Here is a 22,104-nt window from a genome sequence, read left to right as displayed (position 1 = left end):
CTCCCATCGCGCGGGCCCGCCACCGCAGGACGCGCCCCTGTCCGTCCGACGAGCCCTTGGACCGTCGGTCGAGGCGGGCGCGGCGCCGTCGGCCCGCACGCCCGGGCCCGCCGGCGCCGCTCACCTCGCGGTGGAGGGCCCGGTCCTACCGAGCGTCTGGTTTTCACCCGCAGTGCCGGGGCATACTGGGCAATCAGCCCACATCCACCGACGGAAGGTCGCTCGTGCCGCCGGAGTCCCCGATGCCCGACCACCTTCCCCAGACCCGCGCCGCGCGCCGTCTCGCCGAGCAGGCTGCCGCCTCGCCGTCCCGGGCGCAGCGTCGTCGGCGGCGCGCCGAGGCCGTCCGGCACGCGCGCTCGACCACCGACAGGGCGCGCGGACCTCGTGCTCTGCCGCAGGTGGCGGTCGTGACCCTCGGCCTGGTGGGCGGGCTGCTCGTGGTCCCGGCGACGCAGGAGCTCGGTGGCGAGGGACCTGGCCTCGAACCGATCGGTGCCCGCTGGGACACCGCGCTCGGACGGGGGGACGACCGCGCCAGCCGCAGCGCGGACGAGCGCAAGCCGCTGCTCGCCGAGGCGGGCAGCAGCGGAACCGCCGGGAACGGCACGCAGCAGCCCGGGGGTGCCGCCGCCGAGCAGCCCACCGACGAGGACCCCACGCCGGAGCCTCCCGTCGACGAGGCCCCGGCGCCCGCCTCGGAGGCCCCCGCCGCGCCGCCCCAGCAGGGCGCGACCGGGCCCGAGGTCCAACAGGTCCAGGAGCGCCTCCAGGTGCACGGGGCCACGGTCTCGGCCGACGGTGTGTTCGGGCCCGGGACCGACCGCGCGCTGCGCACGTTCCAGGACGCGAACGGTCTCGAGCCCGACGGCGTCGCCGGCCCCGAGACCCGGGCCGCGCTGCTCGCCGAACCGACCACGACGCCGGGTGCCACCGGGAGCGCGGGGGGAGCGACGTCGTCGGGCGGGGAAGACGCCGCGAGCACCGGCGACACGGCCGCCGCCCTCACGCTCGTCAACGCGCACCGCGCCGCCGCGGGCTGCCCCGCGCTGCGCGCCGACGAGCAGCTCGGGCGCGCCGCGACCCTGCATGCGCAGGACATGGTCGCGCAGGGGTACTTCAGCCACACGAGCCTCGACGGGCGGACGTTCGGCGACCGCGTCATTGCCCAGGGCTACGCACGGCCCGGCGGCGAGAACATCGCCGCCGGGCAGAAGAGCGCCCAGGCCGTGGTCGACGCGTGGATGGCGTCGGAGGGGCACCGTGCGAACATCCTCGACTGCGACTTCACGACCATGGGGCTGGGGCGCGCGGGCGACACCTGGGTGCAGGTGTTCGGGTACTGAGCGCGTCCGGAGTGCCCGAGTCGTCCCTTTGGCGGGCGAGCCGGTGCCGCGCGCGACATACTCAGGTGTGAACCCGTCCCAGGAACAAGCGCCCGAGCCCGCCGCCCAGCAACGCCTCGACCACGCGCCGCTCCGCTCGGCCGTGATCGTCAACCCGAACCGCGTCGAAGGGCTCGACGAGCTCCGCCGCACCATCGAGACCCAGCTCGCCGACGCCGGATGGCCCGCCCCCGCCTGGCTCGAGACGACCGCCGAGGACCCCGGCACCGGACAGGCCCGCCAGGCAGTCGAGGACGGCGCCGAGGTCGTGTTCGTGAGCGGCGGCGACGGCACGGTGCGAGCCTGCATCGAGGGCCTCGTCGGGACCGACGCCGCCCTCGCGGTCCTCCCCGGCGGCACGGGCAACCTCCTCGCGGGCAACCTCGGCATCCCGCCCCGGCCCGAGGACGGCATCCGCCTCGCGCTCGACCGTGGACGCCGCGCGCTCGACGTCGGCGAGGTCGACGGGCAGGCCTTCGCCGTCATGGCGGGCATGGGGCTCGACGCCGCGATGATGGAGGACGCGCCCACTGCGCTCAAGGCCAAGGCGGGCCCGATCGCGTACGTCGTCTCGGCGTTCAAGCACCTCGCGGACGACGAGATGAAGGTCGAGGTGCGGATCGACGACCGACCGGTGCTGCGCCGTCGGGCACGGACCGTGGTCGTCGGGAACGTCGGCAAGCTTCAGCGTGGCGTGCACCTGCTCCCCGACGCCGAGCCCGACAACGGGCAGATGGACGTCGCGATCATCGCGCCCCGCAACCTGGGCCACTGGGTCCAGCTCCTCGTCGGGGTCGTCGCCAAGCGCAAGCGCGTGCCCAACATGGAGGTGCTGCGCGGGTCGCGGATCTCCGTGATCTCCGACCGACCGCAGCCGCGCCAGCTCGACGGCGACGTGATCGAGCCGTCCAAGAAGCTCGAGGTCAGCGTCCGCGCCGGGGCGCTGTGGGTGTGCGTCTACCAGCCCGACACGTCGGAGGACATCGCAGAGGGAGCGCCGGCCGGAGGCTGATCCACCGCTGAGGCGTCTTCCTCAACCTCTCTGCGCAGCACCGTAGGACCTGACCCAGGAGATCCGTCGGCGGCACGAGCGGACGCGATCGACGAGCGCGTGAGCGGCGCCGCGAAGGAGTGACGTGAGGGAACCTCAGGGGGCTTTGGTGCGTGCTCAATGCAGCGGGCAGCGGGCAGCGGGCACCGTCGCCGAACAATGGGGGGACGTATGCAGGGGTCAGTTCGACGACGTGAGCAGGGGGCCCTGGTGGTGCTCGCCCTGGTGGCAGTCCTGGTGACTGGTTGTTCGGGAGAGGCTGAGGTGCGCAATCCCTTTGCCGCAGAGTTCGCCCAGGCTCGCAACGAGGTGACCACCGAGACCGGGCGGAAGATCCTCGAGGACGACGTCATCTCTGCGACGGAGTACCAGCAGGTCGAGGACGCCTCGGTCCAGTGCATGAGGGACCAGGGCCTCGTCGTCAAGGTCGAGGACGAGGGCGGGTTCACGACCGAGCTCGTGGGACTGACCGAGCACTCCCCGCAGGAGGAGCTCGACGCGATGAACGCGCAGATCGACGCGGTGCAGAGGGAATGTCGGGCGAAGTTCGACATGGGTCCCATCTCCCTCCTCTACTGGGAGCTGCGCCGAAACCCGGAGAACGTTGACTTCAACCAGGCCATCGCCGACTGCATGGTCCGCGGCGGGCACCGCGACGAGGGATACGACAAGGAGGCGTACTCGCAGGAGCTCGCCCGGTACGCCATCACGCTCAAGGCCGCGGACGACGGCACCGAGTACGAGGTCGAGGGCGACCTCTCCGGACAGGAGCTGCCACCTGAGATGGCGGCCTGTCAGCAGGATCCGCACGACTGACGCCTCGCCGTCCGCATCGGTGGCCGCTCGCACACCACGACACGAACACCACCAGCACCACCTGAGGAGCAGCAGTGGCCAGAGATCGACGTCCCGCCCGGACCGGAGGCGCCCGCCCGGCAGGGGCCCGCACAGGTGCGCTAGCGCTCGCGGCGGTCGTGCTGCTCGCGGGGGGGGTCACGGCAGGGATGGCGTTGGCGCCGCAGGCGGAGCCGCAGAGCGTGCGGAGCGCGACGCCGCCCGCGGCGGTCCCGGTCTCGCGGCAGGCCTTCGACGACTCGCGCCGGGTCAAGGTGACCCCGGTCGTCGCGGAGGAGGGGACGTTGTCCGTCGCGGACCAGGGCAAGGTCACGCGTTCGGTGTGCGCCCCGGGGGCGGTGATCGAGTCGGGGTCGAGCCCGGTCACGGTCGACGACCGCCCAGTTCTCGCGCTCGCGACGTCGATCCCGTTGTGGCGGGACCTGGCTCCCACGGCCAAGGGCGACGACGTGAAGGCGCTGCAGGTCGAGCTCGCTCGCCTCGGGCACACGGTCCGCGTGGACGGGACGTACGGCGATGCGACCAAGGTCGCCGTGACCAAGCTGTTCAAGGCGGCGGGTGTGCCAAAGCCGACCGGTGATCTGCCGGTTGCGTCGGTGCTGTGGCTGCCTGCGCCGTCGGTCACGATCGAGGCGTGCGAGGTGCCCGTGGGCGGCGCGACGTCCGCCGAGGCGTTCGCGACGACGGCCGGGACGTTGGTCTCGCTCGGCCTCGCGGACCCGCTCACGAACGTCACGCCCGGTGACCGGGTGGTGCGTCTGGGCGAGGCGAGCGCGCAGGTCGGGGAGGGGGGCGTCGTCACGGACCCGGCCTTCCTGGAGGCGGTGCGCGGCAGCGTGGAGTTTGCCGGCTGGCAGCGCGCGGAGGGGGCGGAGCCGCTGCCGCTCGAGTACGTCCTGGCGTCGCCGCTCGACGTGTCGGTCGTGCCGCCGGGGGCGCTGTTCGCGCTCGACGGCCCGGCGGGTTGCGTGCGTGCCGACGGCACGGCCCACCCCGTGACGGTCGTTGCGTCGAGCCTGGGGCAGACCCTCGTCACGTTCGACGGTCTCGACGCCGCCACGGCGCCGACCGAGGTCGAGCTCACCTCGCAGGACGTGGGGCAGTCGTGCCGGTAGCGGGCAGGGGCCTGGTCGGGGCAGGCCTGGGGCACGCGTTCCCCGGCACGGGCTTGCTGTTCACCGGGCTGGACCTGGAGATCACCCCTGGCGAGGTCGTCGCGCTCGTCGGCCCGTCGGGCAGCGGCAAGTCGACGCTGCTGAGCATCGTGGCTGGCTGGGAGCGCCCCACGCAGGGGCAGGTCGAGCGCGTCGGGGTCGCGACCACCGGGTGGGTCTTCCAGAACCCGCACGGCGTCGCGCGCCGCGCGGCCCTGGACCACGTGGTGCTGCCGCTGCTCGCGCGGGGACTGCGCCGCCGGGACGCCGAGGACCGGGCCGCGGAGATCATGGCGCGCTTCAACCTGACGCCGGTCGCCGACCGACCGTTCCGGGCGCTGTCGGGCGGTGAGGCCCAGCGCCTGATGCTCGCGCGCGCCGTGGCCCTGGCCCCGGACCTGCTGCTCGTCGACGAGCCCACCGCGCAGCTCGACCTGCGTACGGCCGCGACCGTCAACGAGGTCCTGGCGGGCATCGCGCAGGACGACTCGATCGTCGTGGTCGCCACGCACGACCCGCACACGCGCGACGCCTGCACCCGCGTGATCGACCTCGCAGACTTCCAGCACGCGCAGGACGCGGCATGACCGCCACCGAGCAGGGCCCCGTGCCCGACGGTGCAGCGCGCCCCGGCCTCGCGGCGCCAACGGACGGCCCGGCCGGGCCCGGCACGGCACCACCCGGCGGACCGGTCACAGCCCCAGGCACCTCGCCCCCGCCCGACGACGGAGCGCACCCGCGCGCGGACGCGATCGGCGCCGTCGGGCCGGGGGACGCGCCCGTGCGGGCGCGCGCCATGCGGGCCGGGTCCGTGATCTCCGAGGCGTGGCGCAACATCGCGACCGGAACCACGCGCGCGGCCCTGCTCGCCGGGGTGCTGGTAGTCGTCGTCGGGGCGTTGGCCGTTGTCGACGTGCGCGCCGTCGTGGGCGTCGTCGAGGGCGCGCGCGAGTACCGCGACGCGGGCGCGAGCGTGCAGATCCTCGAGGCGGCCGGTCAGGTCGACGGAGCACGCTGCGAGGCCCTCGCCGCGGTCGACGGCATCAACGCGGCCGGTGCCCTGCGGATCGGCAGCCCGCTCCGGGCGCTCAACTTCCCGTCGAGCGAGCTCACCGGCCACGAAGCGACCCCCGGGCTGCTCTCCGCGCTCGACCGGGGCCAGGTCGCAGGCTCCGGCCTGTGGTTGTCCGCCGACCTGGCAGAGGCGCTCGGTGCCGCCCCGGGAGACAGCGTCGCGACCGATACCGGTGCTGCGCGCGTCGGCGCCGTCTACCCCTACCCCGACGACGGACGCGACCGTGTCCTGGGCTACGCAGCCGTCGCCCCCGTGCCCGCCACAGGGCTGTTCGACTCCTGCTGGGTCGAGATCTGGCCGGTCGACCCCGAGACCGCGACCCTCCTGCGGACAGCCCTCGTCGCCGACCCGTCCTCGGAGGCGCAACCCACCCAGAAGCAGCTCAACGGTCGGCTCGGCGCCACGTACGACGCGAGCGCCGAGTTCGCCGACCGTCCGACCAGGCCCGCTCCGGTCGCCGCGATCGTCCTGGGCCTCGCCCTGGGCTTCGTCGCGATCCGCCTGCGCCGCCTCGAGCTCGCCGCGGCCCTGCACGCCCGGGTCCCGCGCGCAGCCCTGACGTGGCAGGTGCTGCTCGAGACCGCGGCCTGGACCGGGGTCGCCGGGATCGTGGCCGTCCCCGCGCTGTGGTGGCTGGCCGCCGACGCCGGCCTTCCTGCCGACCATGTCAGCACCTGGGTCCTGGGGATGCGGACCGTCCTCGCGGGAGCCGGCGCGGTGCTCGTCGGGGCCACGGTCGGCGCTCTCTCGACCCGCGAGAAGCACCTGTTCAAGTACTTCAAGGAGAGGTGACGTCGGCCCGGACCCGCAGGGAGACGGGCCGATCGCGGGACGGTCGCGCCGCCGTCGGGCAGCGTGCGCTACGGTGACCGTCGCACGACCCGCTTCGACCAGCAGGACCCACAACTTCACACACCCACGGGAGCTCGCAGCAGCGAGCTGAGAGGGCGGCTCAGCGCCGCCGACCGTTCGAACCTGTTCGGATCATGCCGACGTAGGGAGAGAGAGCAATGAGCTCTGAGACCGCTGTGCCCGCGCACACCATCACGACCGGCCCCATCGCGGGGTCCGCCAAGGTCCACCACCAGGTCCCGGGGGCCGAGCACCTGCGCGTCCCCGAGCGTCGCGTGCACCTGAGCAACGGCGAGCACCTGGACCTGTACGACACCTCGGGCCCGTACACCGCGTCGGACGACCCCGCGGCGTTCGACCTCGCGGGCGGGCTGCCCGCGCTGCGGGCGTCGTGGCTGCGGCCCGACGCCGTCCCGACCGAGCACGGCACGGGCGGGGCCCGGACGCAGCTCGCCTGGGCGCGCGCGGGGGTCGTCACCGACGAGATGCGCTTCGTCGCGGCGCGCGAGGGCGTGGACGTCGAGCTCGTGCGGGACGAGGTGGCCCGGGGCCGTGCCGTGATCCCGGCCAACCGCAAGCACCCCGAGATCGAGCCCATGATCATCGGCAAGGCGTTCGGCGTGAAGATCAACGCGAACATCGGCAACTCGGCCGTGACCTCCTCGATCGAGGAGGAGGTCGAGAAGATGGTGTGGGCCGCCCGCTGGGGTGCGGACACCCTCATGGACCTCTCGACGGGCAAGGACATCCACGAGACCCGCGAGTGGGTGCTGCGCAACTCCCCGATCCCCGTGGGGACGGTGCCGCTGTACCAGGCGCTCGAGAAGGTCAAGGGCGACCCCGCGAGGCTCACGTGGGAGATCTACCGCGACACCGTGATCGAGCAGGCCGAGCAGGGCGTCGACTACATGACCGTGCACGCGGGTGTCCTGCTGCGCTACGTCCCGCTGACCGCACGCCGTGTCACGGGCATCGTGTCGCGCGGCGGCTCGATCATGGCGGCGTGGTGCCTCGCGCACCACCAGGAGTCGTTCCTGTACACGCACTTCGCGGAGCTGTGCGAGATCCTGCGCGACTACGACGTGACGTTCTCGCTGGGCGACGGCTTGCGCCCGGGGTCGATCGCGGACGCCAACGACGCGGCCCAGTTCGCCGAGCTGCGCACGCTGGGCGAGCTGACCAAGGTCGCCAAGTCCTACGGCGTGCAGGTCATGATCGAGGGCCCGGGGCACGTCCCCATGCACAAGATCGTCGAGAACGTGCGCCTCGAGGAGGAGCTGTGCGAGGAGGCGCCGTTCTACACGCTCGGCCCCCTCGCGACCGACATCGCGCCCGCCTACGACCACATCACGTCCGCGATCGGGGCCGCGATCATCGCCCAGGCCGGGACCGCGATGCTCTGCTACGTCACGCCCAAGGAGCACCTGGGCCTGCCCGACCGTGACGACGTCAAGACGGGTGTCATCACGTACAGGATCGCGGCGCACTCGGCCGACCTCGCCAAGGGGCACCCGCGCGCGCAGCTGCGGGACGACGCGCTGTCCCGTGCCCGGTTCGAGTTCCGCTGGCACGACCAGTTCGCGCTCTCGCTCGACCCCGACACCGCCCGCGCCTTCCACGACGAGACGCTGCCGGCCGAGCCCGCCAAGACCGCGCACTTCTGCTCGATGTGCGGGCCCAAGTTCTGCTCGATGCGGATCTCCGCGGACGTGCGGGAGTACGCCGAGAAGAACGGCCTGACGTCGGTCGAGGCGATCGAGGCCGGCATGGCGGAGAAGTCGAGCGAGTTCACGGACGCGGGCGGCCGGGTGTATCTCCCCGTGACGCCGAGGTAGACCCGTGTGCGCGAGGTAGACCTCCGGGAGGTCTACCTCGCGCACACGGGTCTACCTCGGCGTCGTCACCTGGTGCGACGGCGCCGCGATTCCCCGCTCGTACGCCCAGACCACTAGCTGGACGCGGTCGCGCATGCCGGTCTTGGTCATGATGCGGCTCAGGTGCGACTTCACGGTGCTCGCCTCGAGGTGGAGCGTCGCCGCGATCTCGGCGTTCGACTGCCCCCGGCACAGCAGCGCCAGGATGTCGTGCTCGCGCGAGGTGAGCAGGCCCGAGGCGACCTCGTCGGGGGCGGCGGGGGACCGCCGTCGGGCGAACTCGTCGATCACGCGCCGCGTGAGCGTCTGGTCGACGAGGCCCTCGCCCGACGCCACGCGTCGCACCGCGTCGACCAGGACGTCGGGCTCGGCGTCCTTCAGGAGGAACCCGCTCGCCCCGGCCTCCAGGGCGCCGAACACGTAGTCGTCGAGGTCGAACGTGCTCACCACGAGCACCGGGACCGGCTCGACGACGCCGGGACCCGCGAGCGCGCGCGTCGCCGTGATGCCGTCGCCGCCGGGCATGCGGACGTCCATGCACACGACGTCGGGGCGCTCGCGACGTGCGACGCGCACGGCGTCGGCCCCGTTGGAGGCCTCGCCCACGACCTCGAGGCCCTCGCTCTCGAGGATCACGGTGAAACCTGCGCGGACGACGGCCTGGTCGTCGACCAGCACCACTCGGGTCATGGGGCCTCCTGCCCGACGGCGGAGCCCGGTTCGTCCGTGGACGTCGCCGAGCGCTCGGGGATGGTGGCGGACACGGGGTCCACCGGTCGCGGGACCGTGAGCCGGACCCGCCAGCCGTCACCGGGGACGGGACCGGCGTCGAGCGTCCCGCCGACGAGGGTCGCTCGCTCGGTCATGCCGATGAGGCCGTGGCCGGGCGGGGTCGGGATAGCGGGCGAGCCGGGCGCCGGCACTGACGGCCCGGACGGCCCTGCCCTGCCCCCTGAGCCGATCGCCGCGACGGGCAGCCGGTTGGTGACCGTGACGACGAGCGCGGCCCGCTGGTGGTCGGTCACGACCTCGATCGCGCGCCCGGGCGCGTGCCGGCGGGCGTTGGTCAGCGCCTCCTGGAGCACGCGGTAGACCGTGAGCTGGACCGCGGGGGACAGGTCGAACGGCTCGCCGAGCCGCACGTCGCGCACCTCGGCACCGGCGCTGCGCGCGAGGTCGAGCAGCTCGCCCGCGTCGTCGAGCGTGGGCTGCGGTGCGGCCGGTGCCTCCTCGCCGGGCTCGCCGGGACCGGCCTGCGACGAGCTGCGCAGGATGCCGACGACCAGGCGCAGGTTGTCGAGCGTCTCGCGTCCCTGGGTGCGGATCCAGCGCATGGACTCCTTGGCGCGTTCGGGGTCGCGGTCGACCAGGCGCTCGGCCGCGGCCGCCTGGACGACGATCCCCGACAGGTGGTGGGCGGCGACGTCGTGCAGCTCGCGCGCCATGCGGCCCCGCTCCTCCAGGACGGCCTGCGCCGCGAGCATGTCGCGCTCGCGCTCGGCCTGGGCGACCCGCCCCTGGAGCTGGGCGAACAGCTCGCGGCGCGTGCCGACGTACGCACCCACGAGCGCCGAGGCCACGTACGTCAGGAGGGCCGAGGCGAGGCCGCCCCAGACCTGGACCGCGACCGGTGTGGGGCCCGCCGAGGTGATCGGCACCGGACCGCCGAGCACGAAGCCCAGCAGGACCTGCACGCCCGCGGCCGCCCCGGCCGCCCACAGGGCTGTGCGGCGCGGCGCGTACGCGCCGACCGAGTAGGCCGCGACGAGCGTCGCCGGGGCCTGGAACGAGACGAGGGCGGGAAGGACCGGTACGAGCGCGACCTGGCCCACGACGACCAGCGTGAGCGTGAGTAACGGTGCCCGGCGACGCAGCGTGAGCGCCATGGCCTGCGCGACGACGATCACGATCGCCGCGACCCGGCCACCGGTCGAGAACCGCAGGGAGTCGGGGGATCCCTCGAAGACCACGCCGAGGTCCGTCAGCGCGACGCGCTCGATCACCAGCAGGAAGCCGACCGTGAGGACCGCGACGACCCCGCCCAGCAGGGCGTCACGGCCCGTCGGGGTACGGATGCCGACGGCGGCGAGCCGGCGGTGCAGGGCGTCGAGCACGGGGGTTCCTCTCAGGTCCGGTCGGGCGGGCGGTGCGGGCGGCGCCGGCGGGCACTACGGTACGTGCCCGTGATGCCCGACGAGCGACGCGTCAGACGAGGTCGCGGCGACGGAACGTCACCGCGCCCGAACCGAGCGCGACCGCGACCCAGGCGGCCAGGCCCAGCACCGCGACCCCGACGCCCAGGGGGGCGAGGCCGCCCAGGACCGACGTCGCGCTCTGGCCGGTCGACGCGAGCGACCCCAGGCCCAGGGGCAGCCACGCCGCGGCGCTCGACGTGCCGCCCGAGAGCAGCACGACCGCGGCCTGGATCAACGGCTCGACCACCACGAGCCCCACGACGACCAGGATCGCCGCGACCTGCCCGCGGATCAGCGTCCCGATGCCCAGTCCGAGCCAGGCGAACAGCACGAGGACCAGCAGCCCGCGCCCCCACACTCCCAGGACGTCACCCGCGCCGACCATGAGCTGCGCCCCCGGTGTCGACGCCACGGCCGCGAGAAGGCCTAGGGCCGTGAGCACCGCGAGAGCTGCGCCGATCACGAGCGCGACGACCGCGGTCGCACCCGCCTTGCCCGCGAGGACGCGCAGGCGCGACGGGACGACCAGGGCCGTGGGGACGATGCCGCCCGTGCGGAAGTCCGTCGTGACCGCGAGGACGCCCAGCAGCAGCATGCAGATGACCGAGACCCCCGCGGAGCCCGAGCCCGCGGGGCCGTTGCCCAGCAGGTCCAGCATCGCCCGCTGCACGGGGGCGGCCCCCAGGTCCGTGAGGCTGCCCAGGTCCGGGGCGAGGTCGGCCGTCATCTCGGGCGAGGCCTGGAGACCGACGGTGGCGCCGCCGCCCATACCTTCGAGGCTCGACAGGACGCGCGGCAGGACGATCGTCAGGGCCTGGACCAGGACCATGCCCGCGAGGGCGACGACCCCCAGGGCCCAGGGCGTGCGGGTCGTGCGTAGCTTGAGCAGCTCGGCGCGGAACATCAGCGCACTCCTTCGGTCTCGGCGGTCAGGTTCAGGTAGAAGTCCTCCAGGGACTCGCCCCGGACGAGGTCCGTGAGCGGGCCGTCGGCGATGACCTGGCCCTGGCCGATCACGACCAGGTCGTCGGCCACCTGCGTGATCTCGGCCAGGACGTGGCTCGCGAGCAGCACCGCCCCGCCGCCGTCCGCGAACGAGCGCAGGACCTCGCGCATCCACCGCATGCCCGCGGGGTCCAGGCCGTTCGCGGGCTCGTCGAGCACCAGGACCTGCGGGTCGCCCAGGAGCGCCGCAGCCAGCCCGATGCGCTGGCGCATCCCGAGCGAGTACGTCCTGACCCGCCGGTCGGCGGCGCGGTCCATCCCGACCAGCGCGAGCACCTCGTCGACCCGCCGGCCCCCGATCCCGCCCGCGGTCGCGAGGACGCGCAGGTGGTCGCGGCCGCTGCGGCCCGGGTGCAGGCCGCCCGCGTCGAGCAGCGCGCCCACGGTCGAGGCAGGCTTCTCCAGCGCCGCGAACGGGCTGCCCTGGATCGTCGCGGTCCCGGCGCTCGCGGACGCGAGCCCCAGCAGGACGTCGAGCGTGGTCGTCTTGCCCGCGCCGTTCGGGCCGAGCAGCCCCACGACCCTCCCGGGCTCGACGGCGAAGCTCACGTCGCGGACGGCGTCGAACGTCCCGTAGGACTTGCGCAGGCCCACGATCTCGATGGCTGGCATCGGGGGATCCCTTCTCCTCCGGCCGCGCAGCCGGGGTGCCGCGCGCCGTGCCTCCAGCCTGTCTTCCGGGCCGTGGCGGGCGCTTCTGGCGGAGGGAGGAAGGTGGTTTGCGACTTCCGGTGGAGGGGGTGTCGGCTGGGTGCCGCCTCCGCCCACGAAGCGCCGAGGTAGAACCGGCTGCGCGAGGTAGAGCACGCCACGTTCTACCTCGGCGCCGCGCGTTCTACCTCGCGCTGGACGACAGGACCAACCACCCGACGGGGGAAAGTTACCACCCGGTCGGTTTGGTGGGAGGATGGCACCACGAGGCAAGGCCGCCGCAGTGGGACACGACCCACCGTCGACGGTCCGCGGCGCTAGGCTCGCGTGACCGGTTCACCGCGGCACGCACCGCAGGACCGGGCACGGACACACTCACGGGGGAGGGCACATGCCCAGCACGACGTCAGAGACCACGCAGCCGCGCCCGAGCGCAGGACCGACGGCGCAGCGCACGACGGCCCGGCGCGACACACCGGGCGCCGCCGGGACCGCGTCGCGCGGCTACGCCAAGGGGCGCGCCAAGCGCGACGAGATCCTCGAGGCGGCCACGGGCCTGTTCGGCGAGGTCGGCTACCACTCGGCGTCGCTCCGCGAGATCTCCTCGCGCGTCGGGATCTCCCACCCCGGTCTGCTGCACCACTTCCCGACCAAGGAGGTGCTCCTCCAGGCCGTCCTCGAGCACCGCGACGCCGTGGACTTCGCCCTGCTCGAGGCCGACTTCGCGCAGGGGCTCGACTACTTCGAGGCCCTCGTGCGCGTCGTCGAGCGCAACGCCTCCCGCCCCGGGATCGTCGAGCTCTTCTGCATCCTGTCGGCCGAGGCCACGGCCCCCGACCACCCCGCGCACGACTACTTCCAGCGGCGCTACGACGGGGTCCTCCTGCGCTGTCGTCAGGAGCTCGCCCAGCGCGCGGCCACGGGGCGCCTGCGCCCCGGGGTCGACGTCGCCTCGACCGCCCGGGCGGTCGTCGCCCTCATGGACGGGCTGCAGGTGCAGTTCCTGCTCGAGCGCAACGGGCCGCGCCCACCCGTGGACATGGCGGCCGGTCTGCGGTCCTACCTGTCGCTGATCCTGCCCGACGCGTCGGCCGGGTCCACCGAGCCCGTCGTGGAGCCCGCGGACGGTGGCGACGCCTCGCGCTGACCGCCCGACGACTCGACCGCGGCACGAGGGGCCCCCGGATCCAGCGATCCGGGGGCGCCCCCTCGTGGCGGCCGTGTCAGCGAGCGTTCGCCGCCGCGACGAGCTGGTCGAGCTGTGCCTCGTCGAACAGCATGCCGTCGAAGCTCGCGATGACGCGCAGCGGCATCCCGGCCGCCATGGCCATCATGCCGTCGTCGAGAGGCATCGCCCCTGAACCGCCGGCCTGGGCCATCGAGGCACGGATGATCTCGCCGGCGACGGGGTGCGCCAGGGCCTCGCCCAGCGTCGACCACGGGGTCAGGGGCGGGGTGACGTCCTCACCGACCACGTCGACCGTGACCGAGTCGCGCAGGTCGCGGGACGAGGCACCCACCGACACCACGAACTCGCCGCCCTCGACGACCCAGCGTCGCAGCACGGGGTGCCAGTACGACAGGTCGCGCGCGTCGAGCTCGAACGTGAGCGTGCGCGTCCCGCCCGGCGCGAGCGAGACCTTCCCGAACGCCTTGAGCTCACGCTCGGGGCGCTCGACCGTGGCCTGCGGGTCGCCCAGGTACACCTGGACGACCTCCGCCCCCGCGACGGCCCCCGTGTTGGTGACGGTCACGTCCACGGTGAGCGACGCCGTCGGGCCTTCGCCCGAGACCGTGACCGTCAGGTCCTCGTACCCGAAGGTCGTGTACGACAGGCCGTGGCCGAACGGGAAGGCGACGTCCATGCGCTTGGCGTCGTAGTAGCGGTACCCGACCAGGACGCCTTCTCCGTACCGGACGTGGCCGAGCTCGCCCGGGAAGTTCCCGTAGGACGCGTTGTCCTCGAGCCGGACCGGGACGGTCTCGGTGAGCCTGCCCGACGGGTTGCGCACGCCGAACAGCAGGTCCGCGATCGCGCCCCCGCCCGCCTGGCCGCCCAGCCAGCCCTCGAGGATCGCGGCGGCATGGTGCTGCCACGGTGCGATCGTGACGGCCGAGCCGTTCGCGAGGACCACGACGACCCGGTCGCAGACCTCCGCGACGGCCTCCAGGAGCTCGACCTGGTCGGCGGGAAGGTCCATGTGGTCGCGGTCGAAGCCCTCGGACTCGTGGCTCGCGGGCAGGCCCAGGAAGAGGACGACGGTCTCGGCGCCCCGTGCCAGCTCGACGGCCTCGGCGCGGAGGGCGTCGTCGGCCGCCGACGTCTCGGCCGTGATGCCGAAGCCCGCTGCGAACGGGACCTCGGTGCCGGTGATCGCGCGGATCTCCGTCAGGGCGTCGTCGAGGCGCGTCGGCTGGACCTGGCTCGACCCGGCGCCCTGGTAGCGCGGGGTGCGTGCGAACTCGCCGACGACGGCGAGCGACGCGGCGGCGGCCGGGTCGAGGGGGAGGACGGGCGTGCCGTCGACGGGCTCGTTGCGCAGGAGGACCGCACCCTCGGCGGCGGCCTCGCGGGCGAGGGCGTGGTGCTCGGCCACGTCGAAAGCGCCGGGCTCGGCGAGCGCGGGCAGGGCGCGGTTCAGGAGCGTGAGATGGCGGCGGACCGCCTGGTCGAGGATCGCCTCGTCGAGCTCGCCGGCGCGGACCGCGGCGACGACCTGCGCGTCGGTGCGGCCGCCCGTGGCGGGCATCTCGAGGTCGAGACCGGCGGCGAGCGCGGCGACGCGGTCCGAGACTGCTCCCCAGTCGGAGACCACGACGCCGTCGTAGCCCCACTCGTCACGCAGGACCTCGGTGAGCAGCCAGTGGTCCTGCGACGCGTACGTCCCGTTGATCTTGTTGTACGAGCACATGACGGTCCACGGCGAGGCCTTCTTCACCGCCCGCTCGAAGCCCGTCAGGTAGATCTCGCGCAGCGTGCGCTCGTCGACGTCGGCGGAGACGCGCATGCGGTCGGTCTCCTGGTTGTTGGCCGCGAAGTGCTTGAGCGAGGTGCCCACGCCCTGGCTCTGGATGCCCCGGATCAGCGCGGCGCCCAGGTCCCCCGAGACCACGGGGTCCTCGGAGAAGTACTCGAAGTTGCGGCCGCAGAGCGGGGAGCGCTTGATGTTGATGCCGGGGCCGAGGAGCACGGCGACGTCGTTGGCGCGGGTCTCGCGACCGAGCGCCTTCCCGACGCGGTCGAGCAGGTCGACGTTCCACGTGGAACCGAGAGCGGCGGCCGTGGGGAAGCACGTCGCGGGGACCGAGTTCGCGAGGCCCAGGTGGTCCGAGGCCCCGCTCTGCTTGCGCAGGCCGTGCGGGCCGTCGGTGACCATGACCGCAGGAACCTCGGCACCCGCGCGCTCGACGGGCTGCGTGTGCCAGAAGTCCAGCCCCGACGTCAGCGACGCCTTCTCCTCGAGCGTGAGCTCCTGGACGAGCCGCTCGACGTCGAGCGGGCCGGCGGTGCGCGCAGAGGTCTGGGGGGCGGTGGTCTCGAAGGTCACGGATGCACTTCCTCACGGGTTCGGCGGACAAGCCGCTCTGCTTGTCCGTCGAGGCTAGCGCAGAAACCTACCAAGCGGTAGGTGTCGGTGACCGTGGAGGACCCGCCCTCCGTACGGGACGCGATCAGTCGATCAGCGAGCCTTCCGTGAGTGCCGCGGTGCTCGCCACGCACAACCCGGTCCGGTCGCCCTGCGCCCAGGACGCCTCCGACGGCGACCACACGACCAGCTCGAGGCCGTCCGCAGGGGCGTCTCCCGACAGCACCGCGGGCGTGCACACCCGGGACACCCGGGCGTCCGTCACGTCCTGCCCCGGCCACGCCGCGTCCGCGGCGAAGTCGGTCCTCGCGACGACCTGGGCCTCGTGCGGTTCCGCGCACGGGACGACCTGGACCGTGGAGACCTCGCCGTCGTCGGGCAGCTCGGCCAGGCAGCTCCCCAGGACGAGCTGCCGCGCGTGCGCGGACCGTGGCTCGCTCACCTCGGCAGGCAGCGGCCGCGTCGCGGCGTCACCGACGAGCAGGGCGACCACGACGGCGATCGCCGTCAGCGTCACCGCGATCCCCAGGGCGATGCCCGCCCAGGCGAGGCCCGTGCCCCTCGTGCCGTCACGCCGGATGCGTGCGAGGGCCGCAGCCCCGACCCCCACGCCGACGGGGCCGAGCAGCAGCCCGGTCGGAAGGGCCGCGACGGCCAGCGGCTCGGTCCGCGGACGAGCGGGCTGCCAGCCGGGCGCGTAGTAGACGTCCTGGTCGTACCCGTGAGGGGAGGGCGGGGTGCTCACCAGGTCCCCACCATCGCGAAGATCCAGAGCACCACGAAGGCCGTGCCGACCGCGCCCACCGCGATGCCCGTGATCGCGAACCCCCTCCCGGTCGTCCCGTCGCGCCCGATCTGCTGCAGCGCCACGATGCCGAGGACCAGCCCGACGATCCCGGGCACCATGCAGAGGAGCAGGCCCGCGAGCGAGGTGATCATCGACGCGAGCGCCAGGCCGTTCTGCCGGGGCGGAGGAGCGAACGAGGCGTCCCACGAGGGCGTGGGCTGCCAGCCCGGCTGAGGGCCGTACCCGGGCGGGTAGCCGGGGCCGTAGCCAGCCGTCTGGCCGGGTCCGTACGCCCCCGGAGCGGTCCCGTAGACAGGGGTCCCGGGCGCGCCGTACGGGCCGGGGGCCGGGTGGCCGGGCGTCGAGGGCGCCGCCGCGGACCCCGTGGCGGGGGGCGCGTACGGGTCCGCCGGGGCGGGGGCGTCGTCCGCCCCGGTCGGAGGGCGGTAGGGCACGAGCGGGGGCTGGCGCGACGCTCCACCGGGCGAGTACGGAGGGGCCGGTGGAGAGAACGGATCCTGGTCCGGGGAGTCCGCGCCCTGCGGCGGAGGTGACGTCATGGGAGAACCGTAGCCATGACGTGCCACCCTCGCCGAGAGTCCCCACGGGGCATGGCGACCGGGACGCACCACGACTGTGGACGAATATTTTGTGAGGATTCCACCCCAAAGCCCCCGAGGGCCTTCGTGACGCCCGTCGTCGCGTCTATGATCGGTGGTGGTACCGGGCATCCGCGGTCCCTCGTGCGAGGGATTTGGAAGGAGTCGTGCTTTTTTCGCTCGGCTCTCCGGTGCCCTACCGAGCGCGGTCTGCACGGGCCGCGCACGACGCATCACCGAGCAGTGAGGACGTCATGACCCTGCCACAGGCCGCACAGGTTTCCGCCACCACGAACGATCGAGCGGCGGTGGTCCTCGCCGCAGGTCACGACGACGCCTCGCGCGAGCTCATCACGCGCCCGCTCGGCGACGCGACGGTCGTCCAGCTCGCGGTCGCGAACGTCCGCAAGATCATCGCGGACGACCACATCGTGGTCGTCGTGGCCCCCGGCGACACGACCGTCCGAGGTCTGCTGGGCGAAGGGCTCCGGTACGTCGAGCAGCGGGACCTGCCGGGGACGGGTGGCGCCGTGCTCGCGGCCCGCGCCGCGGTCGAGGAGCTCGGGACGACCCCGAGCGAGGTCCTCGTGGCCTACGCCGACACCCCGCTCCTGCGCTCCGAGTCCCTGCTGGGGCTCCTGACCCGCCACACGCTCAAGGGCGCGGACCTGTCGCTGCTCGCGGCCGTCGTGACCGAGGACCTGCCCACCTACGGGCGCATCGTCCGCCACGACGGCGAGATCACCGCGATCCTCGAGGAGGAGGACCGGCCTGCCGACGCGCACGCCGACGGGGAGCCCATCGAGGTCAACGTGGGCGCCTACGTCGCGCCCCCGAGCCTGCTGTTCACCGAGCTCGAGGTCATGCTCGCCGAGGGCGAGCACCGGCTCACCGAGCTCGCGCGCCGCGTCATCGGCAAGCACAAGAGCATCTCGTCGTACCGCATCTACGACACCGACGAGGTCCGGGGCATCAACACCGCCGAGGAGCTGCAGGAGGCCGCGGACATCCTCCTCAAGCGCCTGTTCATGCCCAAGAAGAACACCGACACGAAGATCGTGTTCGGCACGGGCGGCTGGCGCGCCATCATCGGCGAGGGCTACACGCTCGCCAACGTGCGTCGTCTGTGCCAGGCGATCGCGAACGAGACGGTCCGCAAGGGCATCGACGGCCTGGGCGTCGTCATCGGCGGAGACCGCCGGTTCCTGTCCCGCGAGTCCGCTGTCGCGGCCGCCGAGGTCTTCGCGGGCAACAACATCCCGGTCACCCTCCTGCCCGACGACGTCCCCACGCCGCTCGTGACCTTCGCCGCCCCGTACCTCGGCGCCGCGTACGGCATCATCGTCACGTCGAGCCACAACCCGCCCGAGTGGAACGGCATGAAGGTGTTCCGCCAGGACGGCTCGCTGCCCCTCGACGACGAGACCGACCGCTACCAGGACGAGGCCAACGCGCTCAGCGTCGACGACGTCATCACGCTCGACCTCGCGGTCGCCCGCAAGGCCGGTCTCGTCGTGGACAGGGTCCTCACCGAGCCCTACGTCGACGCGATCGAGAAGATCGTCGACGTCGACGCCGTCCGTGGCTCCGACCTGCGCGTGATCGTCGACCCCATGTACGGCACGAGCCAGCTCACGCTCGGCACGATCCTCAACGACATGCGCGTGCGCTCGGAGTTCATCCACGCGTCGCACAACCCGCTGTTCGGCGGCATCGCCCCTGCTCCGGACCTCCAACGCCTGTCCACCCTGATCTCGATGATCCAGCAGGGCGGTGGTCGCTACGACCTGGGCATGGCGACCGACGGCGACTCGGACCGCATCGGGATCGTCGACGAGACGGGCGAGTACATCTCGACCAACGACCTCCTGCTCCTCCTGTACTGGTACCTGCACGAGTTCCGCGGCGAGAAGGGCGGCGTCGTGCGCAACCTGGCCACGACGCACCTGCTGGACCGGCTCGCCGCGCACTTCGGCGAGGAGTCCCGCGAGGTCAAGGTCGGGTTCAAGCACGTCACGGCCGGCATGGAGGAGATCGGCGCCGTCCTCGGTGGCGAGTCCTCGGGCGGCCTCACGGTCCGCGGCTGGATCCTCGGCAAGGACGGCATCTTCGCGTGCGCCCTGGTCGTGGAGATGCTGGCCCGCACGGGCAAGAAGATCTCCGAGCTGCGCGAGATGATCTACGAGATCACTGGGCGCCTCTACACGCTCGAGGCCGGCGTGGACTCCACGCCGGAGATGCGGATCGCCGTGCCGCGCCGACTGGAGGCGGACCCCCTCACGCACATCGGCCCCTACCCGGTCGTGAGCATCTCCCACCTCGACGGCACCAAGATCGTCCTCGAGAACGACAACTGGGCGCTCCTGCGGTTCTCCGGGACCGAGCCCGTCCTGCGCATGTTCGTCGAGGCGGACTCGCCCGAGAAGGCCGCCGAGCTGCTCGACTGGCTCAAGGGCTTCGTCACCGCGGGCGTCTGAGCCCGAGCCCTCGCACCCCACCCACCCGCACCTCTCACCGACAGGAACCGACCCGACGATGCGCTACGGCCACTTCGACACCGCTCGTGACGAGTACGTCATCGAGCGCCCAGACGTCCCCGTCTCGTGGACGAACTACCTGGGCACCAAGGACTTCTGCACCGTGCTCTCGCACAACGGCGGCGGCTACTCGTACTACAAGTCGGCGCAGACCGGCCGCATCTCGCGGTTCCGCCAGAACGGTGTCCCCCTCGACCGCCCGGGGCACTACGTGTACCTGCGCGACGAGGCCGACGGCGACTTCTGGTCGGTGTCGTGGCAGCCCGTGGGCAAGCCGCTCGCGGCCGACGGTGACCCGATCGACCCTGCGGGCGGTGCCGGTCGCTGGACGACGCGCCACGGCCTGAGCTACTCGACGTTCGAGGCCCGGTACAAGGGCATCGACGCCCAGCAGACGATCTTCATCCCGCTGGACGACGACGTCGAGATCTGGGACGTGCGCCTGACGAACACGACCGACGAGGTCCGTGAGCTGACCGCCGGGTCGTACGTGGAGTTCTCCTTCCACACGATCACGATCGACAACCAGAACCTGCAGATGTCGCTCTACTCGACGGGGTCGTCCTACGAGGACGGCATCATCGAGTACGACGCCTACTACGAGCCGTGGACGTTCCACTACTTCGCGTCGAGCGAGACGCCGTCGTCGTACGACTCGCTGCGCGACAACTTCATCGGTGCGTACCGCTCGGAGGCCAACCCGATCGCGATCGAGCGCGGGCACGGCTCGAACGAGAGCGCGACGACGCAGAACCACTGCGGCTCGCTCCAGCACAAGATCACGCTGCAGCCGGGTGAGACCAAGCGCCTCGTCTACATGCTCGGCTACGGCTCGCGGGCCGAGGCCGGCCGTGCGATGCAGGCGAAGTACGCGGACGTCGCGACCGTCGACGCCGAGCGTGCACGCCTGGCCGCGTACTGGAAGGCCAAGCAGGACAAGCTCCGCATCCGCACGCCCCACGAGGGCATGAACACCATGATCAACTCGTGGACGCTGCTCCAGGCGGAGACCTGTGTCGTGTGGTCGCGCTTCGCGTCGTTCGTCGAGGTCGGCGGCCGCAGCGGCCTGGGCTTCCGCGACACGGCCCAGGACGTCATGAGCGTCATCCACACCAACCCGACCAAGACGCACCAGCGCATCGTCGAGCTCCTGCGGGCCCAGACGGAGGCCGGCTACGGCCTGCACCTGTTCGAGCCCAAGGCGTTCGACCCGGACGCGCCCAAGCTGCCCGACGTGCCGTCGCCGACGATCGTCCCGACGCCCGACCCCAAGGACCTCATCCACGGGCTCGAGGACACGTGCTCGGACGACCACCTGTGGCTCGTGCCGTCGGTCGTCGAGTTCGTCAAGGAGACCGGTCGCCTGGAGTTCCTCGACGAGGTGATCCCGTTCGCCGAGGGCACTCCCGCCACGGTGTACGAGCACCTCACGCGTGCGCTCGACTTCTCGAGCGAGCAGATCGGCCAGAACGGCGTGGCCCTGGGCCTGCGCGCGGACTGGAACGACTGCCTGAACCTGGGCGGGGGAGAGACCTCGCTGGTCACGTTCCTGCACGCGTGGGCCATCCAGGCGTTCCTCGAGGTCGCACGGCACCGTGCGGCCGCCGGGGACGAGAGCGCGGCCGCCGACGTCGCCAAGTACGAGGCCGAGCTCGAGCGCATCGCGAAGGTCGCCGACACCCAGCTCTGGGACGGCGCCTGGTGGATCCGTGGCTACACGCGCGACGGCGTGAAGATCGGCTCGAACGACAACGACGAGGGCAAGATCTTCCTCGAGCACCAGGCGTGGCCCGTCATCGCGGGCATCACGACGCAGGAGCGTGGCGAGGCGTCGATGGACTCGGTGCGCGAGCTCCTGGGCTCGGAGTACGGCAACCACCTGAACTGGCCGGCGTTCACCAAGATCGACGACACGGTCGGCTTCGTGACGCGCGTGTACCCGGGCATCAAGGAGAACGCGGCGATCTTCTCGCACCCGAACGCGTGGCCCATCATCGCCGAGGCCATGCTGGGCCGCGGCGACGAGGCCGTGCAGTTCTACGACGCGATCCTGCCGTACAACCAGAACGACAACATCGAGGTCCGCGGGGCCGAGCCCTACGCCTACGTGCAGTTCCTGTACGGCCGTGACCACGAGTGGTTCGGCAAGGCGCAGAACCCGTGGCTCACGGGTACGGCGGGCTGGATGTACACGGCCGCGACGAAGTACATCCTCGGTGTGCGCCTGGCCCTCGACGGCCTGGTCGTCGACCCGTCGATCCCCAAGGACTGGGACGGCTTCGAGGTGCGCCGTGAGTGGCGTGGCGCGGTCTACGAGATCGAGGTCCGCAACCCCGACCACGTGTCGAAGGGCGTGAGGTCCGTGACGCTCGACGGTGTCGAGCTCGACCCGACGCAGCCGATCCCGGTGCAGCCGGAGGGCTCCGAGGTCAAGGTCGTCGTGACGCTGGGCTAGCGCACCGCGGGTGCCGAGCACGAGGTCGGGGTCGTTCTGGGG

General features: G+C 72.7%; 17 protein-coding genes and 1 riboswitch. Of the genes, 10 read left to right on the top strand and 7 right to left on the bottom strand.

The window, feature by feature from the left end; genetic code table 11:
• Positions 1-242 precede the first annotated feature (242 nt).
• The 7 genes from H9652_RS06855 (at position 243) to thiC (ending at position 8,207) form a co-directional block, all read left to right on the top strand.
• Entirely contained in the window at positions 243-1,346 is a 1,104-nt protein-coding gene (locus H9652_RS06855; protein WP_191795579.1) for a CAP domain-containing protein, read from the top strand.
• 67 nt (positions 1,347-1,413) lie between these two features.
• The gene (locus H9652_RS06850) at positions 1,414-2,397 is read left to right on the top strand and encodes a diacylglycerol/lipid kinase family protein (RefSeq protein ID WP_191795578.1); all 984 of its coding nucleotides are present in this window, start codon (positions 1,414-1,416) and stop codon (positions 2,395-2,397) included.
• Positions 2,398-2,745: 348 nt separating this feature from the next.
• Positions 2,746-3,252, top strand: coding sequence for a hypothetical protein (locus H9652_RS06845; RefSeq protein ID WP_191795577.1), 507 nt, complete (start codon positions 2,746-2,748; stop codon positions 3,250-3,252).
• Positions 3,253-3,326: 74 nt separating this feature from the next.
• Positions 3,327-4,406 (top strand): peptidoglycan-binding domain-containing protein, encoded by a 1,080-nt coding sequence (locus tag H9652_RS06840; protein WP_191795576.1) that lies wholly within the window; start codon positions 3,327-3,329, stop codon positions 4,404-4,406.
• Entirely contained in the window at positions 4,397-5,032 is a 636-nt protein-coding gene (locus tag H9652_RS06835) for an ABC transporter ATP-binding protein (RefSeq protein WP_318244015.1), read from the top strand. The genes H9652_RS06840 and H9652_RS06835 overlap by 10 nt, the downstream gene beginning before the upstream one ends.
• Complete coding sequence (locus H9652_RS06830; RefSeq protein WP_191795575.1) at positions 5,029-6,312, top strand: hypothetical protein; 1,284 nt, start codon at positions 5,029-5,031, stop codon at positions 6,310-6,312. The genes H9652_RS06835 and H9652_RS06830 overlap by 4 nt, the downstream gene beginning before the upstream one ends.
• 116 nt (positions 6,313-6,428) lie before the next feature.
• A riboswitch (TPP riboswitch) is annotated at positions 6,429-6,538 on the top strand.
• Positions 6,531-8,207, top strand: coding sequence for a phosphomethylpyrimidine synthase ThiC (thiC, locus tag H9652_RS06825; RefSeq protein WP_191795574.1), 1,677 nt, complete (start codon positions 6,531-6,533; stop codon positions 8,205-8,207). It overlaps the preceding riboswitch by 8 nt.
• 51 nt (positions 8,208-8,258) lie before the next feature.
• Here the strand turns inward: thiC and H9652_RS06820 are convergent, their stop codons facing one another.
• From H9652_RS06820 to H9652_RS06805, 4 genes are all read right to left on the bottom strand, one after another.
• Positions 8,259-8,936, bottom strand: a complete 678-nt coding sequence (locus H9652_RS06820) for a response regulator (RefSeq protein ID WP_191795573.1) — start codon at positions 8,934-8,936, stop codon at positions 8,259-8,261.
• Complete coding sequence (locus tag H9652_RS20245) at positions 8,933-10,360, bottom strand: sensor histidine kinase (protein WP_191795572.1); 1,428 nt, start codon at positions 10,358-10,360, stop codon at positions 8,933-8,935. The genes H9652_RS06820 and H9652_RS20245 overlap by 4 nt, the downstream gene beginning before the upstream one ends.
• A gap of 91 nt (positions 10,361-10,451) precedes the next feature.
• A complete protein-coding gene (locus H9652_RS06810) occupies positions 10,452-11,345 on the bottom strand; it encodes a hypothetical protein (RefSeq protein WP_191795571.1) in 894 nt (297 codons plus the stop codon).
• Positions 11,345-12,058 carry an ABC transporter ATP-binding protein gene (locus tag H9652_RS06805; RefSeq protein WP_191795570.1) on the bottom strand — a complete coding sequence of 238 codons (714 nt, stop codon included), beginning with the start codon at positions 12,056-12,058 and terminating at the stop codon, positions 11,345-11,347. The genes H9652_RS06810 and H9652_RS06805 overlap by 1 nt, the downstream gene beginning before the upstream one ends.
• 430 nt (positions 12,059-12,488) lie before the next feature.
• Here H9652_RS06805 and H9652_RS06800 point away from each other — a divergent pair, with 430 nt between their 5' ends.
• Complete coding sequence (locus H9652_RS06800; RefSeq protein WP_191795569.1) at positions 12,489-13,244, top strand: TetR/AcrR family transcriptional regulator; 756 nt, start codon at positions 12,489-12,491, stop codon at positions 13,242-13,244.
• A 76-nt stretch (positions 13,245-13,320) separates the two neighbouring features.
• On the opposite strand, the gene H9652_RS06795 is transcribed toward H9652_RS06800, so the two are convergent.
• The 3 genes from H9652_RS06795 to H9652_RS06785 all read right to left on the bottom strand — a co-directional run bounded on the left by H9652_RS06795 (position 13,321) and on the right by H9652_RS06785 (position 17,031).
• Entirely contained in the window at positions 13,321-15,645 is a 2,325-nt protein-coding gene (locus H9652_RS06795) for a glycoside hydrolase family 3 C-terminal domain-containing protein (RefSeq protein ID WP_191795568.1), read from the bottom strand.
• 124 nt (positions 15,646-15,769) lie between these two features.
• The gene (locus H9652_RS06790) at positions 15,770-16,429 is read right to left on the bottom strand and encodes a DUF4190 domain-containing protein (protein WP_318244014.1); all 660 of its coding nucleotides are present in this window, start codon (positions 16,427-16,429) and stop codon (positions 15,770-15,772) included.
• Positions 16,426-17,031 (bottom strand): DUF4190 domain-containing protein, encoded by a 606-nt coding sequence (locus H9652_RS06785; protein WP_191795567.1) that lies wholly within the window; start codon positions 17,029-17,031, stop codon positions 16,426-16,428. Before H9652_RS06785 ends, H9652_RS06790 begins: the two co-directional genes overlap by 4 nt.
• 293 nt (positions 17,032-17,324) lie before the next feature.
• Between H9652_RS06785 and H9652_RS06780 the strand changes: the two genes are divergently transcribed.
• Positions 17,325-19,547 carry an NTP transferase domain-containing protein gene (locus H9652_RS06780; protein WP_191795566.1) on the top strand — a complete coding sequence of 741 codons (2,223 nt, stop codon included), beginning with the start codon at positions 17,325-17,327 and terminating at the stop codon, positions 19,545-19,547.
• Positions 19,548-19,605: 58 nt separating this feature from the next.
• A complete protein-coding gene (locus H9652_RS06775; RefSeq protein ID WP_191795565.1) occupies positions 19,606-22,062 on the top strand; it encodes a GH36-type glycosyl hydrolase domain-containing protein in 2,457 nt (818 codons plus the stop codon).
• Positions 22,063-22,104: the final 42 nt, after the last annotated feature.

Origin of the sequence: Oerskovia rustica (assembly GCF_014836555.1) — a bacterium.
Taxonomy (GTDB): domain Bacteria; phylum Actinomycetota; class Actinomycetes; order Actinomycetales; family Cellulomonadaceae; genus Oerskovia; species Oerskovia rustica.
This window is presented reverse-complemented; position numbering and strand designations above follow the sequence as displayed.

Coding starts and splice junctions, on each gene's coding strand:
- H9652_RS06810 (WP_191795571.1), bottom strand. CDS start 11,345: ATGTTCCGCGCCGAGCTGCTCAAGCTACGCACGACCCGCACGCCCTGG.
- H9652_RS06820 (WP_191795573.1), bottom strand. CDS start 8,936: ATGACCCGAGTGGTGCTGGTCGACGACCAGGCCGTCGTCCGCGCAGGT.
- H9652_RS06775 (WP_191795565.1), top strand. CDS start 19,606: ATGCGCTACGGCCACTTCGACACCGCTCGTGACGAGTACGTCATCGAG.
- H9652_RS06855 (WP_191795579.1), top strand. CDS start 243: ATGCCCGACCACCTTCCCCAGACCCGCGCCGCGCGCCGTCTCGCCGAG.
- H9652_RS06830 (WP_191795575.1), top strand. CDS start 5,029: ATGACCGCCACCGAGCAGGGCCCCGTGCCCGACGGTGCAGCGCGCCCC.
- H9652_RS06785 (WP_191795567.1), bottom strand. CDS start 17,031: ATGACGTCACCTCCGCCGCAGGGCGCGGACTCCCCGGACCAGGATCCG.
- H9652_RS06780 (WP_191795566.1), top strand. CDS start 17,325: ATGACCCTGCCACAGGCCGCACAGGTTTCCGCCACCACGAACGATCGA.
- thiC (WP_191795574.1), top strand. CDS start 6,531: ATGAGCTCTGAGACCGCTGTGCCCGCGCACACCATCACGACCGGCCCC.
- H9652_RS06800 (WP_191795569.1), top strand. CDS start 12,489: ATGCCCAGCACGACGTCAGAGACCACGCAGCCGCGCCCGAGCGCAGGA.
- H9652_RS06805 (WP_191795570.1), bottom strand. CDS start 12,058: ATGCCAGCCATCGAGATCGTGGGCCTGCGCAAGTCCTACGGGACGTTC.